21 protein-coding genes are annotated in these 17,490 nt (G+C 68.1%); 6 read left to right on the forward strand and 15 right to left on the reverse strand.

Annotated features, from left to right (window positions below):
• Positions 1–7: 7 nt before the first annotated feature.
• Both ACZ3HL_RS21600 and ACZ3HL_RS21605 read right to left on the reverse strand, forming a co-directional pair.
• Positions 8–1,369 (reverse strand): dicarboxylate/amino acid:cation symporter, encoded by a 1,362-nt coding sequence (locus ACZ3HL_RS21600; protein WP_465417224.1) that lies wholly within the window; start codon positions 1,367–1,369, stop codon positions 8–10.
• A 100-nt stretch (positions 1,370–1,469) separates the two neighbouring features.
• Positions 1,470–2,096, reverse strand: a complete 627-nt coding sequence (locus ACZ3HL_RS21605; RefSeq protein WP_465533066.1) for a Maf family protein — start codon at positions 2,094–2,096, stop codon at positions 1,470–1,472.
• Between the two features lie 166 nt (positions 2,097–2,262).
• Between ACZ3HL_RS21605 and ACZ3HL_RS21610 the strand changes: the two genes are divergently transcribed.
• The gene (locus tag ACZ3HL_RS21610) at positions 2,263–4,068 is read left to right on the forward strand and encodes a glycoside hydrolase family 3 protein (RefSeq protein ID WP_465533068.1); all 1,806 of its coding nucleotides are present in this window, start codon (positions 2,263–2,265) and stop codon (positions 4,066–4,068) included.
• A gap of 42 nt (positions 4,069–4,110) precedes the next feature.
• Here the strand turns inward: ACZ3HL_RS21610 and ACZ3HL_RS21615 are convergent, their stop codons facing one another.
• The 8 genes from ACZ3HL_RS21615 to ACZ3HL_RS21650 form a co-directional block, all read right to left on the reverse strand.
• Complete coding sequence (locus ACZ3HL_RS21615) at positions 4,111–4,431, reverse strand: hypothetical protein (protein WP_465417218.1); 321 nt, start codon at positions 4,429–4,431, stop codon at positions 4,111–4,113.
• Entirely contained in the window at positions 4,428–4,634 is a 207-nt protein-coding gene (locus tag ACZ3HL_RS21620; protein ID WP_465417216.1) for a DUF397 domain-containing protein, read from the reverse strand. Before ACZ3HL_RS21620 ends, ACZ3HL_RS21615 begins: the two co-directional genes overlap by 4 nt.
• Positions 4,635–4,831: 197 nt before the next feature.
• Positions 4,832–5,665, reverse strand: a complete 834-nt coding sequence (locus tag ACZ3HL_RS21625; RefSeq protein ID WP_465533070.1) for a helix-turn-helix domain-containing protein — start codon at positions 5,663–5,665, stop codon at positions 4,832–4,834.
• Between the two features lie 60 nt (positions 5,666–5,725).
• Entirely contained in the window at positions 5,726–5,944 is a 219-nt protein-coding gene (locus ACZ3HL_RS21630; protein WP_125680154.1) for an acyl-CoA carboxylase subunit epsilon, read from the reverse strand.
• Positions 5,941–7,617: an acyl-CoA carboxylase subunit beta gene (locus ACZ3HL_RS21635; protein WP_465533072.1), complete on the reverse strand. Its 1,677-nt coding sequence runs from the start codon at positions 7,615–7,617 to the stop codon at positions 5,941–5,943. Before ACZ3HL_RS21635 ends, ACZ3HL_RS21630 begins: the two co-directional genes overlap by 4 nt.
• A 167-nt stretch (positions 7,618–7,784) precedes the next feature.
• Positions 7,785–8,450, reverse strand: coding sequence for a response regulator (locus ACZ3HL_RS21640; RefSeq protein ID WP_465533074.1), 666 nt, complete (start codon positions 8,448–8,450; stop codon positions 7,785–7,787).
• A complete protein-coding gene (locus ACZ3HL_RS21645) occupies positions 8,447–9,598 on the reverse strand; it encodes a sensor histidine kinase (RefSeq protein ID WP_465533076.1) in 1,152 nt (383 codons plus the stop codon). Before ACZ3HL_RS21645 ends, ACZ3HL_RS21640 begins: the two co-directional genes overlap by 4 nt.
• 68 nt (positions 9,599–9,666) lie before the next feature.
• Positions 9,667–10,437 carry an NAD(P)H-dependent oxidoreductase gene (locus tag ACZ3HL_RS21650; protein ID WP_465533078.1) on the reverse strand — a complete coding sequence of 257 codons (771 nt, stop codon included), beginning with the start codon at positions 10,435–10,437 and terminating at the stop codon, positions 9,667–9,669.
• 43 nt (positions 10,438–10,480) lie between these two features.
• Here ACZ3HL_RS21650 and ACZ3HL_RS21655 point away from each other — a divergent pair, with 43 nt between their 5' ends.
• Genes ACZ3HL_RS21655 through ACZ3HL_RS21675 form a run of 5 tightly spaced genes read left to right on the forward strand, consistent with a single transcriptional unit; the run spans position 10,481 to position 14,820 of the window.
• On the forward strand, positions 10,481–11,491 hold the full coding sequence (locus ACZ3HL_RS21655) for a GlxA family transcriptional regulator (RefSeq protein ID WP_465533180.1): 1,011 nt from the start codon (positions 10,481–10,483) through the stop codon (positions 11,489–11,491).
• Between the two features lie 51 nt (positions 11,492–11,542).
• The gene (locus tag ACZ3HL_RS21660; protein ID WP_465533080.1) at positions 11,543–12,241 is read left to right on the forward strand and encodes a lysoplasmalogenase family protein; all 699 of its coding nucleotides are present in this window, start codon (positions 11,543–11,545) and stop codon (positions 12,239–12,241) included.
• 44 nt (positions 12,242–12,285) lie between these two features.
• Positions 12,286–12,618, forward strand: coding sequence for an ArsR/SmtB family transcription factor (locus ACZ3HL_RS21665; protein WP_465533082.1), 333 nt, complete (start codon positions 12,286–12,288; stop codon positions 12,616–12,618).
• On the forward strand, positions 12,615–13,052 hold the full coding sequence (locus ACZ3HL_RS21670; RefSeq protein ID WP_465417190.1) for an SRPBCC family protein: 438 nt from the start codon (positions 12,615–12,617) through the stop codon (positions 13,050–13,052). Before ACZ3HL_RS21665 ends, ACZ3HL_RS21670 begins: the two co-directional genes overlap by 4 nt.
• Before the next feature lie 4 nt (positions 13,053–13,056).
• Positions 13,057–14,820, forward strand: coding sequence for a S9 family peptidase (locus ACZ3HL_RS21675; protein ID WP_465533084.1), 1,764 nt, complete (start codon positions 13,057–13,059; stop codon positions 14,818–14,820).
• On the opposite strand, the gene ACZ3HL_RS21680 is transcribed toward ACZ3HL_RS21675, so the two are convergent.
• The 5 genes from ACZ3HL_RS21680 to ACZ3HL_RS21700 form a co-directional block, all read right to left on the reverse strand.
• Entirely contained in the window at positions 14,817–15,242 is a 426-nt protein-coding gene (locus tag ACZ3HL_RS21680; RefSeq protein WP_465417183.1) for a VOC family protein, read from the reverse strand. The two genes, ACZ3HL_RS21675 and ACZ3HL_RS21680, sit on opposite strands and share 4 nt — an antisense overlap.
• A gap of 57 nt (positions 15,243–15,299) precedes the next feature.
• Positions 15,300–15,923: a LysE family transporter gene (locus ACZ3HL_RS21685; protein ID WP_465417180.1), complete on the reverse strand. Its 624-nt coding sequence runs from the start codon at positions 15,921–15,923 to the stop codon at positions 15,300–15,302.
• 397 nt (positions 15,924–16,320) lie between these two features.
• A complete protein-coding gene (trxA, locus tag ACZ3HL_RS21690; RefSeq protein WP_465533086.1) occupies positions 16,321–16,656 on the reverse strand; it encodes a thioredoxin in 336 nt (111 codons plus the stop codon).
• Positions 16,657–17,052, reverse strand: coding sequence for a MerR family transcriptional regulator (locus tag ACZ3HL_RS21695; protein ID WP_093934887.1), 396 nt, complete (start codon positions 17,050–17,052; stop codon positions 16,657–16,659). It abuts the gene before it with no gap.
• Between the two features lie 42 nt (positions 17,053–17,094).
• Complete coding sequence (locus ACZ3HL_RS21700) at positions 17,095–17,490, reverse strand: nitroreductase/quinone reductase family protein (protein WP_465533088.1); 396 nt, start codon at positions 17,488–17,490, stop codon at positions 17,095–17,097.

A 17,490-nucleotide genomic window follows, 5' to 3' on the forward strand; every position in this document is an offset into this window, starting at 1 on the left:
AAAAGCGTCACGCACCCGCGGTGGCAGGCTCCTTCGCGGAAGTAGCCGCTTCGCCGTTAGCAGTCGGCGAAGGGTCCGTCGGCGAGTTGAGCACGTCGTCGTCCAGCAGACCTTCGCTCCGGGCGACGACCACCGGCACGACGATCTGACCCGCGACGTTGGTCGCGGTCCGCATCATGTCCATGATCGGGTTCACCGAGTAGATCAGCGCGATCCCGAGTGCCACCTGCTGCGCGTCGAGCCCGATGAACGCGGTGGTCAGGGTCAGCGCGGTCAGCCAGCCGGTGGTGCCCGCGGTGGCCAGCGCGCCGAGCACGGCGACCACGACGATCCCCACGTACTGCCAGATGTTCAGCGAGACGCCGGACAGGTTCGCGATGAAGATGGCGCCGATCGCGGGGAACACCGCGGCGCAGCCGTCCATCTTCGTGGCGCTGCCCAGCGGAGTGGCGAAGGCGGCGTACGCGGGCTGGACGCCCAGGTTCACGGCGGACTGCCGGGTGAGGGGCAGCGTCGCGGCCGAAGACTGCGAAGCGAACGCGAACTGGATCGCCGTGCCGGCCTTCGAGAAGAACTTCAGCGGGCTGACCTTCGCCACGAACTGAAGCAGGATCGGGTAGACCACCAGCAGCACCAGCAAGCAGCCGACGTACACCGCGAGAGTGGTGGACAGCAGCGGCCGGAACAGGGCGTCACCGTAGTTCGAGACCGCGGCGCCGATCAGGCCGATGATGCCGATCGGGGCGAGCCGGACGATCCAGCCGAGGTAGCGCTGGATGATCTCGAAGACGCTGGTGGTGAAGTCGACGAACGGCTTGGCCTTGTCGCCGAGGCTGTAGGCGGCCGCGCCGATGATCACGGCGAGGAACAGCACCTGCAACGTCTCGCCCTCGGTGAAGGCGGTGAAGAAGTTCTTGGGCAGCAGGCCTTCGACGAAGGCGCTCCAGGAACCCCAGTTCTCGGTGCTCTTGGCGGCCTTGTCCGCGTTCTTCGCCGTCGCGGCGACGCCTTCGCCGAGACCGCCGCTGCCCGGGTTGAAGAGCTTGGCGACGGCGATGCCGATCAGCGACGCGATGAACGACGTGATCGCGAACCACAGGACGGTCTTGCCGCCCAGGCGCGCGGCCTTCTTGCCGCCACCGAGATTGCGCAGGCTGTTGATGCCGACCACGATCGCCGTGAAGACCAGCGGGATCACCGCGATCTGCAGCAGCGTCGTGAAGATCGTGCCGATCTGGTCGAGCAGGTCGGTCAGCCAGCTCGCCTCGGTCGTCCTGGCGAGCACGCCGAGCAGGGCGCCCACGACGAGCGAGCCGAGGACCGCCGCCGCGAAGACCTTTGGCCTTGTATAGGTCCGAATGAAAGACACGGGGCGACTCCGGTGCGTGAAAGTTTCCTGATTTCCCGAACGTGGAGAACGTTCGGCGAGGCAGGACTCTTCCGGATCACCCGATCGTGTGGGAGTCGTCTCAGGATGCGGGACGGCTCCACAGGTCGATGACGCTCACGCCGACCTCGGCCAGCAAACGCCGGGTCAGCGGCAGGCTGATCCCGATGACGCTCGAGAAATCGCCGTCGATGCCCTCGATGAACCAGCCGCCGAGTCCGTCGAGGGTGAATCCGCCTGCCACCTGGAGCGGCTCCCCGGACGCGATGTACGCCTCGATCTCTTCTTGCGAAGGTGTGCCGAAGCGAACTGTGGTGCCTTCGGTGCCAGAAGCTTCTTGTGTCCTCACGCCGTTCTCGACGCGGATGATCGCGTGGCCGGTCAGGAGTTCACCGGTTTTGCCCGCCATCGCCGCCCAGCGTTCGCGTGCGGCCTCCGGCGTGATCGGCTTCCCGACCATTTCGCCGTTGACCGACAGCATCGAATCGCAGCCCACGATGACCGTGTCGCCGTGGCCGCCGAGGGTCTCGAAAACCGCTTCGGCCTTCGCGACGGCGAGCGCGCGGACCAGTTCTTCGGGAGCCGGATCGGTCAGCGACGCGGCGACGGCGTCCTCGTCGACGCCGGACACGACGACGCTCGGGTCGAAGCCGGCGGAACGCAGGACGCCGAGGCGGGCGGGGGACTGGGAACCGAGGACGAAACGCACCTGAGGAAGGTACTCGACGGCCCGCTGTTGCCTAATTGTGACCTGGGACACCCGAACGTGGAGCTAGTTTGTTGTGGCGCGCAACATATGGATTGTTCGAGCTACGGAGGAACCAATGCCGCCCCGCCTCCGCGTCAGAAGATCACTTCGCACGACGCAAACCACAGTGCTCGCAGGACTGCTCCTGGCCGGTTCGGCCCTGGCGCCGATGGCGTCCGCCGCCCCGGGGCCGGTCTACAAGAATCCCCACGCGTCGACGTCCGCGCGGGTGAACGACCTGCTCAAGCGGATGAGCCTCGACGACAAGATCGGCCAGATGACGCAGGCCGAACGCGGCGCGGTCACCCCCGATCAGGCCGCCGCGCTCAAACTGGGGTCCCTGCTCTCCGGCGGCGGCTCCGTGCCCGCCAGCAACACGCCGAACGGGTGGGCCGACATGGTCGACTCGTACCAGAAGGCGGCGATTTCGACGCCGCTCGGCATCCCCACGCTCTACGGCGTCGATGCCGTGCACGGCCACAACAACGTCTACGGCGCGACGATCTTCCCGCACAACATCGGCCTCGGCGCGGCCAACAATCCGCGCCTGGTCGAGAAGATCGGCCGCGCGACGGCACTGGAAGTCGCCGGAACCGGTCCGCAGTGGGACTTTTCGCCGTGCCTGTGCGTCGCCCGTGACGATCGCTGGGGCCGCACCTACGAATCCTTCGGCGAATCCCCTCGCGACGCCATCGCGAACGCGTCGGCCATCACCGGCCTGCAAGGGCGCAGGCTCGGCGAGAAACCGGGATCGGTACTCGCGACGGCGAAGCATTACGTCGGTGACGGCGGCACGACGAACGGCGTCGACCAGGGCGATACCGAGATCAGCGAACGAGAACTGCGCCGGATCCACCTGCCGCCGTTCCGGGAGGCGATCGACCGCGGCGTCGGCTCGGTGATGATCTCGTTCTCCAGCTTCCAGGGTGTGCGGATGCACGCCGAGAAGTACCTCATCACCGACGTCCTCAAGCGGGAGCTGCGGTTCTCCGGTCTGGTGATCTCGGACTACAACGCGATCAACCAGATCGACGGAAAGGAAGGCTTCACCCCCGAAGAGGTGCGGCTCTCGGTCAACGCGGGCATCGACATGTTCATGGTCCCGTGGGACGCGCCGCAGTTCATCGCCTATCTCAAGGCCGAAGTCGAAGCCGGCCGTGTTTCGCGCGCCCGGATCGACGACGCGAACCGCCGCATCCTGGCGGAGAAGTTCAAGCTCGGCCTGTTCGAGCACCCGTACACCGACCGTTCGCTCCAGAAGACGTTCGGCAGCAAGGAACATCGTGAACTGGCCCGGCAGGCCGTCCGTGAATCCCAGGTGCTGCTGAAGAACGACGGTGTGCTGCCACTGGCGAAGAAGAACAACAAGATCTTCGTCGCGGGCAAGAACGCGCACGACATCGGCAACCAGGCGGGCGGCTGGACGCTCACCTGGCAAGGGCAGAGCGGCCCGGTGATCCCGGGCACGACCATCCTCGACGGCATCAAGTCGGGGGCGGGGAAGGGAACCACGGTGACCTATGACCGTGCGGGTAACGGAATCGACGGCAGCTACCAGGTCGCCCTCGCCGTGGTGGGCGAAACGCCGTACGCCGAAGGACAGGGAGATCGGCCGAACGGCTTCGGACTCGACGCGGAAGACCTCGCCACGATCGCCAAACTGAAGGCATCCGGGGTTCCGCTCGTCGTGGTGACCGTGTCCGGGCGCCCGCTCGACCTCGCCGCGCAGCTGCCGCAGTTCGACGGGCTCCTCGCCGCCTGGCTCCCGGGCAGCGAAGGCGCCGGTGTCGCCGATGTCCTTTACGGCGACTACAACCCGACCGGGAAGCTGACGTTCAGCTGGCCCACCAGCGCGGCTCAGGAACCGGTGAACGTCGGTGACGGCAAGAAGGCGCTGTACCCGTACGGCTACGGCCTGCGGTACCGCCGGTAGGGCCTCGTGAGTGGTAAGGACGGTTCTAACCGTCCTTACCACTCACGAGACGCGAGGTCCCCCGATTTCGCGGTCGAGGAAGCGGTGGTACTCGATGGCCGCGATCGAGTTCTCGAGCTGTTCGAACGTCGGCGCGGGGAGCGCGCCGTTGAAGACGATGGTCAGGCTCTTCCTCGGGATGTTGATGAAGTACGGATCGACGTCGAGTTCTTCGCAGTGGCTCCGCAGGACGGCAATCCAGTGGTCGAGGTCTTCGTCCTCCCCGAGGTGCTCCCACCGCGCGACGATCCACTTGCCGTTGATCAGCTGGCCCGCCATCTCCCGCGGATCGTGGACCATGTACGGCTCGGCGACGTCGTTCATCGTCCGAGGTGCTCGAGGAGCGCGGCGAAGGACTCGGCCGGGAGCACCAGAATCGGCCGGGTCTCGTCCGGCATCGCCCACTGCTTGGTGTCCCGGATCCCGACCAGGCCGGGCGCGGCGCCGACTTCGACGCAGGCGTTCTCTTCCCAGTGCGTGTAGGTCGACTTGTGCCAGCCGGTCATGTTCTCGTGCCAGGTGGTCATCGGAGGCCCTTTCCCCAGTGACTGTTTCGGCAAGTAGACGGGTTGCTCGGCAGCAAGGTTGGCGAGATCGGGTGATCTGTGCCTGCTGGTCGGTGAACGGCTTCGGTGATCGCGTTCGGCGCACGAAAAGGCGCCTTCACCGACAACTGCTTTACTCACGATGCACTCTCGGAGTGCATAAGGCAAAGGGTATTAGGTCACCGAAGTGAATCGGTCGCGAGCTGTCGGTAGTCGGCGGCGATCCGCGTCAGATGCGAACAGGCGATTTCGCCGTAGGTGGCGTAGTGCTCGACTTCGGTGAAGTTCTTCTCGTAGTCGGCCACTTCGCGTTCGTCCGTGACGAGCGCCGTGGCCGTCTGAGTGCCGAGGAGCACCGCGCGCGAGTCGTAGATGTCGAAACCGTGGAGGACCGGGACCGAAACCGGTGCGGTCCACGGGATCACGCCGAGGCGCACCCGGCCGCGCCGGGACACCTCGACGAGGTGATCGAGCTGGGCCACCATCGTCGTCGCGCCGCCCATGTTCCAGCGCAGGGCTCCTTCGGTGAGCACGAAGTGGAAAGCGCGGTTCGAGTCGAGGATCCGCTGGCGCTCCAGCCTGGCCTCCACCGTCTGGTCGCGTTCGCCGGCCGGCAGCGAATCACCGAACAGGGCGGTGATGTAGTCGCGGGTCTGGAGCAGGCCGAACACGATGGTCGGCTGGAAACTCCGGATGCGGGCGGACGCCGTCTCGATCTTGCCGATGCGCTGCTGCATCCGCCAGGCACCGCGCTGGAGGACGACGCGGGCGGACGACGCCTCCTCACGGAGGTCCCGCGTGATCGCGACGAGCGCCCGCCGGACCTTCGCGGGCGCGCGATAGACGCGGCACAGCGCTACGACCTGCTCCTCGGTCGGCATGAACGCGCCGGTTTCGACCCGCGAGACCTTCGACTGACTGAGGCCGGTGAGCCTGGCCGCTTCGGTACCGGACAACCCGGCGGCTTTGCGCAGACGGCGCAATTCGGTGGAGAGCAGGTCCTGATTCGTCACGCACGGCTTTCTGGGCGATCGCGGTCGGCGGATCCGTCACGATAGCCCGCGGAGCCGCTTTCAGCGAGGCAGCGCCGAAGCCCGCCAAGCCCCTTCGCCGGGTGCGAGCGGCGCCCGGACGAGCGAAGCCTTGTCCGCCCACCACGAATCCCGTTTCGGGGCCGGTTCCGGTGCCCGCGCACTGGCCGCCGCCGCGACGACGGCGGTCAGCGCGGCGAGCTCGGCGTCGTCCGGGTTGCCCCGGACGACGCGCAGCAGCGGGGTCTCGGGCGCGGTCACAGCGGGATGTTCCCGTGCTTCTTGGGCGGCAGCGTCTCCCGTTTGCCTTGGAGCAGAGAGAGCGCCTTCGCGATGTGGCCGCGGGTGTGCGCGGGCACGATCACCGAGTCGACGTAGCCGCGCTCGGCCGCCGCGTACGGGTTCAGGAGCGTGTCCTCGTACTCCTGGATCAGCTCGGCGCGCAGCGCGTCGACGTCCTTGCCGTCGGCGGCGGCCGCGGCGAGGGTCTTGCGGTGCACGATGTTCGCCGCGCCCTGCGCGCCCATGACCGCGACCTGTGCCGTCGGCCAGGCCAGGTTGATGTCCGCGCCGAGGTGCTTCGAACCCATGACGTCGTACGCGCCGCCGTACGCCTTGCGGGTGATGACGGTGACGAGCGGGACGGTCGCTTCGGCGTAGGCGTAGATCAGCTTCGCGCCGCGCCGGATGATGCCGTTCCACTCCTGGTCGGTGCCGGGCAGGAAGCCGGGGACGTCGACGAAGGTCAGCACCGGGATGTTGAACGCGTCGCAGGTGCGCACGAAGCGCGCGGCCTTCTCGGAGGCGTCGATGTCGAGGCAGCCGGCGAACTGGGTCGGCTGGTTCGCCACGATGCCGACGCTGCGCCCGTCGACCCGGCCGAAGCCGACCAGGATGTTGGGCGCGAACAGCTCGTGCACCTCGAGGAAGTCGCCGTCGTCGACGATGCGGTTGATGACCTCGTGCATGTCGTACGGCTGGTTCGGCGAGTCCGGGATCAGCGTGTCGAGTTCGCGATCGGATTCGGTGACGTCGTCGAAGCTCTGCCCATGGGCTCTCGCCGGAGAGGAGTACCTCGAGCCTGCACCCGGCGCCGAGTCGGTCTCGAAGAGCGGCGCCTCGGACAGGTTGTTCGCCGGGAGGAACGAGAGCAGCTCCTTGACGTAGGCGATGGCGTCTTCGTCGTCGGAGCCGAGGTAGTGCGCGTTGCCCGAACGGGTGTTGTGCGTGCGCCCGCCGCCGAGCTCCTCGAAGGAGACCTCTTCACCCGTCACGGTCTTCACGACGTCGGGACCGGTGATGAACATGTGCGAGGTCTTGTCGACCATCACCACGAAGTCGGTCAGCGCGGGGGAGTAGACGTGCCCGCCCGCGTTGGCGCCCATGATCAGCGAGATCTGCGGGATGACGCCGGACGCCTTGACGTTGCGGTTGAAGATCTCGCCGTACAGGCCGAGCGAGACGACGCCTTCCTGGATCCGCGCGCCGCCGCCCTCGTTGATGCCGATGATCGGGCGGCCGGTCTTGATCGCCAGGTCCATCACCTTGACGATCTTCTCGCCGTACACCTCACCGAGTGAACCGCCGAAGACGGTGACGTCCTGGCTGAACACGCACACCGGACGCCCGTCGACGGTGCCGTAACCGGTGACGACGCCGTCGCCGTAGGGCCGGTTCTTCTCCTGGCCGAAGTTGACCGAGCGATGCTTCGCGAGCTCGTCGAGCTCGACGAACGAGCCCTCGTCCAGCAGCAGGTCGATCCGCTCGCGGGCGGTCTTCTTGCCCTTGGCGTGCTGTTTCTCCACCGCCCTCGCGGAACCCGCGTGCACCGCCTCGTCATACCGGCGGTACAGGTCGGCCAGCTTGCCGGCCGTCGTGTGGATGTCCGGTTCGTCCTCGGGCGGCGTCCCGAGCGGCTCCGTCGCACTGCTCATGAAACCGCAGCCTAGCTACTCGACGGTCACTTCGCGTGTGGCGTAGGCAACGTCCGTTCCTTGGGGGCAGGGGCGGTGTGGGGTGTCGCGTGACTGGACGGACGGCACATGTGATCCGACGGACGACACGCGTGACTGGACGGACGACACGCGTGATTGGGTGGACGTCACGGGACGGAGGCGCGGACCAGGCCGGACTCGTACGCCGCGATCACCAGCTGCGCCCGGTCCCGTGCCGCGAGTTTGTGCAGGAGGTGACCGATGTGCGTCTTCACCGTCGCCAGCCCGAGATGCAGGGTCCTGGCGATCTCGTCGTTCGACAGACCGCGCGCGATCAGGCTCAGGACCTCGCGTTCGCGCGTGGTGATGTTGTCCAGCGAGGCCGCGACGCGCTGACCGGGGTCGGGCAGCCGGGCGAACTCGGCGATGAGCCTTCGCGTGATCGAAGGGGCGAGCAGTCCTTCGCCCGCCGCGACGACCCGGATCGCGCTCAGCAGCTCGGCGGGCGGCGTGTCCTTCAGCAGGAATCCGCTCGCGCCCGCGCGCAGCGCCGAATAGACGTAGGCGTCGAGGTCGAACGTGGTCAGCATCAGCACGTGGACGCCTTCGGTGGTGGCCGACGCGCAGATCCGCCGGGTCGCTTCGATCCCGTCCAGCTCGGGCATGCGGACGTCCATCAGCACGACGTCGGGGCGTTCCTTCTCGGCGAGTTCCGCGGCCTCCGCGCCGTCGCTCGCCTCCCCGACGACTTCGAGGTCCGGCGCGCTGTCGACGAGCACGCGGAAACTGCCGCGCAGCAACGCCTGGTCGTCGGCGATCAGTACGCGGATCATCGTGTCCCCACTTCCTTGGCGGCGTACGGCAGCCGCGCGAACACCCGGAATCCCCCGGCGGGCAGCGGGCCCGCTTCGAAGTCACCACCGTAGACGGCGACGCGTTCGCGCATGCCGATCAAACCGTGCCCGCCGGGCGTCGACGACGAGCTTTCGCCGCGCCCGTCGTCGACGATCTCGACGCTGACCTCGCCGGGACCTTCGGTGATCGTGACCCGGCAGGCCGACGGTCCTGCGTGCTTCACGACGTTGGTCACCGCCTCCTGGGTGATGCGGTAGACCGAAAGCGCGACACCTTCCGGGAGGTCGTCCACCACCTCGCCGGTCAGCTCGACGCGCACCCCGGCCTGTCCGGCGCGTTCGGCCAGGGTCCGCAGATCGGCGAGTTTCGGCGCGGGGCCGAGCGCGGCTTCGGGCGTCCCGTCACCGGAACGGAGGACGCCGAGCATCCGCCGGAGTTCGACGAGCGTCTCCCGGCTGGTGAGTTCGATGACCCGCAACGCTTCGCGGGCTTCTTCGGGCTGTTCCCGTGCGACATGGTTGCCGACGGCCGCCTTGACCGCGATCAGGCTCATGCTGTGCGCGACGACGTCGTGCATCTCGCGGGCGATGCGCAGCCGTTCGTCGGAAACCGCCTGATCGGCTTGGGTTTCCGCGAGCTGGGCCAGGTTCGCGCGCCGTTGCCGCGTCATCCAGCCCAGCGCCCACGAGCCGGCCACCCCGCCGCCCGCGAAGGCCGTCGACGCGATCGTGTTCGGCCCGAGCCGCAGGAACTCGAAGATCATGACGACGACCAGGCCGAGACCCATCGCGATCAGCGAGCGGGCGCGGGGGTGTTCCAGTGCCACCGTGTACAGGGCGCACGCGGTGGCCAGGAGCGCGGCCGGGCCCAGCCCGTTGCCGGCGAGCAGGGCCGGGACCAGGCTGCCGAGGCCGAGGCCGTAGGCGACCAGCGGCCGATGTCGCCGCAGCGCGATCGCGATCCCGCTGGCGGCCACCGTCGCCCAGGCGAGCCACATCGGGATGGCGACGAGGAACGTCCAGGTCCTCGCCGCCAGGTTCCCGCCGACGGCCACGACGAGCACCAGCGCGAGGAGCGCGTCGATCGTGTACGCCACCCGCTGGGGGAGCGCCGACGGCTGTTTCATACGGCGAACTTAACCGGATGTGGGGTGCGTGCGCGTCCGTCCGGCGGAGGTCATCCCCAGGGTGGAGATCATCGGGACAGATGGACGCCGATCCCGCCCCTCCCCGGCGCGAGGCCCGCGCGCAGGACCAGATCGTCGTCGTAGTCGCCCCCGTTCTGGCGGCGGAACGGGATCGGGTCCTGAGTGGACAGCGTCCGCAGCCGTTCGCGCAGCGACGCGGCGGCGGTTTCGTACTGCTCGGGCGAAACCCGGTCGGCGCCGCAGATCGTCAGCGGGGGAAGCACGGACATGCCCGCGTACCAGAGTGTCCCGTGCTGCAACGGGAACAGCAGGTCGCCGATGTCGCCGTTCACGCCACGCGGACCGATCGTGGCCTCCGGCGCGCCCGCGGTCAGCACGACCATGGCGCGTTTCCCGGCAAGCACCCCTTCGCCGTAGCGCGCAGTCCGGCCGTCGTGACGCTGGACGCCGTAAGCGAAACCCTTGACGAAGACGCGGTCGAACCAGCCCTTGAGGATGGCGGGCATTCCGTACCACCACAGCGGGAACTGGATGATCACGGCGTCCGCCCACGCCAGTTTTTCGTGCTCGGCGCGGATGTCCTCGCCGAGTTCGCCGGTCTCGAAGGCGCTCTTCGACGTCGAGCCGACGATGAGCCGGTCCGGGGAAGCGGCCCGGCCGAAGTCGTCGGCGTCGACCACGGCCTTCCACTTCATCGCGTACAGATCGGATTCCCGGACGTCCGCGCCCTGGGCGCGCAGGGCGCGCAACCCCTCATCGCGCAGCGAGCCACTGAGGGACCGGGGTTCCGGATGGGCGTAGATCCACAGCACGTTCATGACCCCACCGTCGCGCGTTCTCCCGGCCGAGACGAGTGGCCCGATGGACAACATGTGCAAGAATCGAGCCATGGGCTTTTTCGTGCATCCCGGCCGCCATCGGGTCGCCGTGCTGGTCCGTCACGGAATGCTGGTGATGGAGCTGGGCATCGTCGCCCGCCTGTTCGGCACGGCCAAGTCCGCCGGCGGCGAGCCGCTCTACGAGGTCGTCACCTGCACGCCGGAGCCGGGGCAGATCCGGACCGACGCCGACGTCACGATCTCGGTCCCGCTCGGGCCGGAGGTGCTGGCCGAGGCCGACACCGTGGTCATCCCGGCGTCGTCCACCGAATACGAACCGTCGGGGCACGACCTCACCGAGCCGCTCGCGCGGGCGCTGGAACTGATCCGGCCGGAGGTCAGGATCGCGTCGATCTGCACGGGTGCCTTCGTACTCGCCGCCGCCGGCCTGCTCGACGGCCGGAAGGCGACCACGCACTGGCGTTCGGCGCTGGACTTCCAGGCGAAGTTCCCGAAGGTCGCCCTCGATCCCAACGTGCTCTACACCGACGACGGCAACGTCCTGACCGCGGCGGGCGTCGCGTCCGGGATCGACCTCTGCCTGCACATGATCCGCTGCGACCACGGTGCCGCGATCGCGAACGAGGTCGCGCGCGGAACCGTCGTCTCGCCGCATCGCGAGGGCGGGCAGGCGCAGTTCATCCGGCGGCCGGTGCCGGAGCCGCAGTCCTCTTCGACGGCGGCGGCGCGGGCCTGGGCGCTCGAGAACCTCGACCGGCCGCTGACACTGCGCGAGCTGGCGGCGAAAGAGGCGATGAGCACGAGGACGTTCACGCGGCGGTTCCGCGACGAAGTCGGGATTTCGGCGTTGCAATGGCTGACCCAGCAGCGGATCGAACGGGCCCGTCAGCTGCTCGAAGAGACCGATCTGCCGGTGGACAAGGTCGCCACCGAAGCGGGCTTCGGCACCGCCGCGTCGCTGCGCCAGCATCTGCAGGCGGCGTTGGGGGTCTCGCCGAGCGCCTATCGGAACACCTTCCGCGAAGCCGTCTGAAATCAGCTGACCGCCTGGTAACTTACCCGGAGATAAGTTCCGGAGGTGGTTGTGAAGGCTCTCAAATTCGCCGAACGGGTGTTGTTCGCCGGTGCCGCGATCGGCACGGTGTACTCCGCGCGGACAGGCAATCGGAAGCTGCGACTCGCGACCAAACCGGCCGCGGTCCCGGTGCTCGCCGCCAGGGTCGCGCGTTCGCGGGGGCTCGCGCCGGGGGAGAAGGGCCTGCTCGTCACCGCGTTGATCGCGGCGGGCGCGGGCGACCACTTCATGGGCAGGTCCGACGAGGACGGCCAGCTGATCCGGGGCGCGACGTCGTTCGGTGTCATGCAGGTGCTGTATTCCGCGCTGTTGTGGCGCCGCGGTGCTCGTCCGCGTGCGGCGACCGCGCCGCCCCGGCTGGCGGCGTGGGCGGCGGCCGCGGTCGCGATGGCGTTGCCGAAGCCCTCTCCGGTCTCTTCGGTGCTTTCGGTCTACGGGGGCCTGCTGAGCACGACGTCGACCCTCGCGGCCGACCCGGTGCTGGCGCCGAAGGCCAAGGTCTCGGGCGGGATGGTGGTCCCGTCGGGTGACCGCCGCACCTGGATCGCGGCCGGCGCGCTGCTGTTCTCCGCGTCGGATCTGGCGATCCTGATCCGCCGCGACTTCGTCACCAGCGAGCGGGTGCGGGCCAACCTCGAAACCTTCGTGCTGACTTCGTACCTCGCGTCGCAGTGGCTGCTCGTCGAGGGCATGACCGCGGAAAGTTAAGCATCTACTTGACTATCGCTCGGCGTGGGCGGATAGTTAAGCATGTGCCTAACCAAAGCATGGACCAGGTGTTCAAGGCGCTTTCCGACGGGACGCGCCGCGAAATGATCGAGCGCCTCACCCGGGGACCCGCCTCAGTGGGGGAGCTCGCGCAGCCGTTGTCGATGTCGCTGCCCGCCGTGATGCAGCACCTCCAGGTGCTGGAGGCCGCCGGGCTCGTCCGGTCGGAGAAGGCGGGGCGCGTCCGCACCTGCCACCTCGAACCGGAGGGGCTGCGGATGGCCGAGGACTGGCTCGGCGGGCAGCGCACCGGCTGGGAACACCGGCTCGATCGCCTTGGCGGCGTTCTGGACTCCGACGAAGGGAAAAGGTCATGACCGTCAAACACGCCACTTTCACCCTCGAGCGCGTCTATCCCGTGACGCCGGAACGCGTTTTCGCCGCTTGGTCGGATCCGGCCGCGAAGGCCGGTTGGATCACCGTGCCCGGCGGCGGGCACTCCCTGGACTTCCGGGTCGGCGGCCGCGAGGTCATCAGCGGCCCCGGCGACGGCAAGCGGCCGGTCTTCGAAGCCCGCTACGAGGACATCGCGGAAAACGAGCGGATCGTCTACGCGGGAAGGCTCTCCGCGGACGACGTCCTGGCGACGGTGTCGGTCACGACGGTCCTGCTCGAAGCCGAGGAGGGCGGCACCCGGCTGACGTTGACCGAGCAGGGCACCTTCCTCGACGGCCACGAAGAACCGGCGTGGCGGGAGCAGGGCACGGCCGATTGGCTCGATGCGCTGGGGAAGGCATTGTCGGCAGTATGAACACATGCTGACCGCTGAGCTGATCGTCGACAGCCGTGTCCCGTCGAACCCCGCGCTCTCCCCGGATGGACGGTGGATCGCCTACCAGGTCTCGACCATCGCGAAGGGCGTCCCCGAGATCTGGCTCGCCGCTGTGGACGGCGGCGAGAAGCCGCGAAAGGTGGCTGAAGGTTCCTCGCCCGCGTGGTCACCGGATTCCCTCTACTTCCTCCGGGACGGGCTGATTCACACGGAGGACGGGCCGCTGTTCGCCTGGCGGAGTGAGATCACGGCGTTTCTCCCGATGCGTGAGCGGATCGTGTTCATCGCCGAGGACGAGACGCCCGCCGCGGAAATCTGGGTCTGGAGCGAGAGCCTTCGCCCGGCGCGGCTGCGGAGTTTCGATCCACGGACCGGTGAGATCACGACGCTGGTCGAGGACCACGCCGTCGACGTGGCCCGCCGTCAGGACGACGGGGCGCTCGCCGTGGTGACGTGGCCGACGCCGGAAGTCGATCCCGGCAGTCTCGAACCCCGGCTTTCCGTGCTGGATCTGGAAACCGGTGAGCGGCGCGAGCTCGGCAGGGCCGCGTTCGAAGCCACCTGCCCCGTTTGGTGGCGCGACGAGGGGGGCTGGCACGTCGCGTACCTCGGGAATCCGGAAGTGGTGGGCGGCCGGGCGGTCTTCGACGTGCCCGTGGAAACGGGGGAGCACCGGAACCTGACACCGGAATCGGCCTGCCCGGTCAAGCTCGCGCAGGTCGATTCCGGTGCTCCGCTGATGCTCGTCGCCGACGGTCTCGACACGGCTCTCCATCGGCTCGGTGCCGGTGAAGTGTCGTTGTGGCGCGGGCAAGCCGATGCGCTGGCCTCGGATGGCGAGATCGTGGTCACCGTGCTGAGCACCGCTCATCGTCCGATGGATGTCCATTGTGGACTAATCGGTGGACCCCTGACGCGCGTGAGCGACACGGCGCCGGAGTTCGCCGAGATTTCGTGGGGCTCCCAAGAACGGTTGTCCTACAAGGCGTCCGATGGTCACGCGTTGGACGGCCTGCTCGTTCTGCCGCCGGGACGGACTCGGGCCGATGGGCCTTTCTCGTTGGTCACGCGGGTTCACGGTGGACCGTACGACCGGCATGCGGACCGCTTCATGCTCGGCTGGTTCCCGTCGGCGCAGTGGCTGGCCCTGGCGGGATACGCCGTCTTCCTGCCGAATCCCCGTGGGGGGCAAGGTCATGGGCACGAATTCGCCGCTTCCGTCGGGGGCCGGGTAGGGCTGGAGGAATGGAGCGATATCGAGACCGGGATCGACCTCCTCGTGGCCGAAGGGGTGGCCGATCCGGAGCGGCTCGGGATCGTGGGCGGGAGTCACGGCGGATACATGACGGCTTGGGCCGTCGGGCAGACCCGCCGGTTCAAGGCGGCGCTGATGATCGCCGGGATCTGTGACTGGGGAATGCTCGCCGCGACCGGTGAACTCGGTCCGCTGGTGGAATCCGCGCATGCCGGGAGTATCGGCTGGGAAGGGACCGGCCCGCACCGGCACGATCAGCTCAGCCCGATCTCCTACGCGTCGAAGATCGAGACCCCCGTGCTGATCGTGCACGGTGCGGACGACACGAACGTCCCGTTGTCCCAAGCGGAATTCTTCCACCGCGCACTACGCCACTTCGGCGTCGAACACGATCTTGTCGTCTATCCCGGCGAAGGTCATAGGATCTCCGAACGGGAACACCAGCTGGATCTGCTTCGCCGAAGCCGCGAGTGGTTCGCGCGGTTGCTCTAGCTTTGCGGTTCGCCGGGGACGTACGTGCCGAAAGTCCATTCGTAGCCTTCGAGGTCGTCGACGCGGCAGCGGTAGTTGCCCCATTCGGTGTTCACCGGTTCCCAGACCGACGTCGCGCCGGCTTCGAGGGCGGAGGCGAACACGGCGTCCACGGCTTCCTGCGTCGGAAGGCTCACGTACAGACCATGGCCGACGGTTTCGCCCTTGCGTACCGGGCGGTCGTAGTCCTCCTCCGCGCTGAACACGATGATCCTGACTTCGCCGAGCCGCAGTTCCGCGTGCAGGATCAGGCCTTTGTCGTCGGGGTACTCCGTGGTGGTCTCGAAGCCGAAGGCGCGTTCCAGCCAGCGAAGGGCCTTGGGGGCGTCGTTGTAGGCGAGGTAGGTGTGGAGGTCGGCGGTGCGTTCCTGGGTTTCGGTCATGGGCACAGCCTCGCAACCGATGCGGACAACCACGGTCCGCGATTCGCGGCTGTTTCCTCACCAGAGCAGTCGCAGCCCGAGCACGGTGATGAGCACGCTCGACGCCAGCGCGGTCACCAGCCGCCCTCGGCGTCCGGTCAACGCCTTGCCGAGCATGGCGCCACCACCCGCGAGGAACAATTGCCAGCTGGCCGAGGCCGCGAACGCCGCGGCCACGAAGACCACGTGTTCCGCTCCGCTCGCCGCGGCCATGTCCTCGCTGCCGAGTACGAGCGCCGCGAAGTAGACCACCGTCGTCGGGTTCAGCAGCGTGATCCCGAGCAGGCTCGCGTAGGCCTTCGCCGGACCGATCGTGACCGGCTGTGTCACCTCGGCTTTCGCGGAATCGCGGAAGGTCCGGATCCCGCTGAGTCCGATGTGGACGGCCAGCGCGAGCAGGACCACCACCGACGTCCAGCGTAGCGGTACGGCGATCGGCTCGATGACGGGAATGAGCCTGCCGCCGCCGAGAACCGCGATCAGCGCGTACAACCCGTCGGCCGTGGCGACGCCGAGCGCGGCGTACGCGCCGATCTTGAGGCCCGACCGGGCCGTAAGTACCACCAGATAGGTCGCGACCGCGCCCACCGGGATGGCGATGCCATACCCGGCGAGCAGGCCCGCGACGAGCGCGGCGCTCACGGCCGGACTGGTGCCGGCCTCCGCCAGGACCCGGCCTGCTGCTGCACCCGCACCCGTCGGACGACGGAGGACGGGTTCAGGAAGGTGCGGGTCGAAGTCATGGAGGAAGGATGCGGACGGGCGGCCCCTCGCGCAACACAATTACGTCCGTGAAGGCCTCCTTGAGGGACCCAGAGTCCCTCAAGGAGGCCTTCACGGACCGCGCCTGCGGTTTGGTGTCCCCAATGTGGCATTGGGGACGCTCAGTGCCTCCAATGCCACATTGGGGACACCAGACCCGCGACTGAGCAGTAGTGAACAGGAATCAGGTGACTTTGCCGTCAAGGTAGGGAAAGCCACGATCGCCGACAGCGGCCGCGCGGACCGCCCGCCGCACCAGACACGTCTGCCTTACCGCTCACGAGAGAGCGGGTTGCAGAGCGGCGTCCAGATCGGCCAGCAACTTGGCCTTCGGCCGGGCCCCGACGTTCGTCCACACTGGACTCCCGCCCCGGAAAAGGATCAGTGTCGGCAGCGACATGACCTGATAGTTCCGTGCCGTGAGCGGGTTTTCGTCGGAGTTGAGCTTGCGGATGAGCAGTGTGCCGGCACGCTCCTCGGCGATCTCCTCGAGCACCGGCGCGATCATGTGGCAGGGCGGGCACCACTGCGCCCAGAAGTCCACCAGGACGGGCGTGTCCTGATCCAGGACGAGCTCTTGGAAGGTTTCGTCGGTGACGACGGTAAGGGACATTCAGGCCTCCTCGGTTCGTGGCACGACGACGCACGGCCCCGGCGGCGTTTTCAGCGCGCCCGCCAGCTTGGTCAGCAGGCTGTCCCGCACGTCGTTGAGCCTGGCCAGACAGGCGTCCACCTCGGCGAGTTTGCGTTGGTAGACCTCGATCGAATCGGCGCACGAGTCGCCGGTCTCGTGCCCGGCGCGCAGGCACTCGACGAACGGCCTGGTGTCTTCGAGGCTGAGCCCGACCGCTTGCAGGGTCAGGATCTCGTTCACCAGGCGGTAGTCGTCCTCGTCGTACTCCCGGTAGCCGTTCGACGCGCGCCGTGCGTCGAGAAGCCCTTGTGACTCATAGAAACGCAGCGCGCGGGTGGTGGTTCCGGTGCGCGCGGCGAGTTCGCCGATCCGCATGGAGCCGAGCGTAAACCTTGCCCTTGGCGTCAAGGCAAACGTTCAGTCGTCGAGATCGACCCGGATGGTGAGAAGGTTCGTGCCGATCGCCCGCACGGCGGCGCTGTTGACCGTGGGCAGGGTCTTCAGCCGGGCGCGCGGGTCGTCGTCGGGGAGCAGGCGCGGCGTGCCGGTGTGCCACCGTCCCTTGAGCCGGACCCGGACCCGCGGATCGGCCTGGATGTTGCGGACGTACTGCGACTTCTCGCCGAACTCCGAGACGATCCAGAACGAGCGGCCCACCCGGCGGCCGCCGATCGGCGTGTGCCGGGGCACCCCGGATCTGCGGCCGGTGGTCTCCAGGATCGGCTGGGACGGCAGACGTCCGAGGATCGGGTTGCCGACGTGGCGCTGGAAGGTCGTGGCCACCCGGTGCTTGATCTCGTGATAGCGCGACAT

Source organism: Amycolatopsis sp. NPDC000009 (assembly GCF_055563465.1).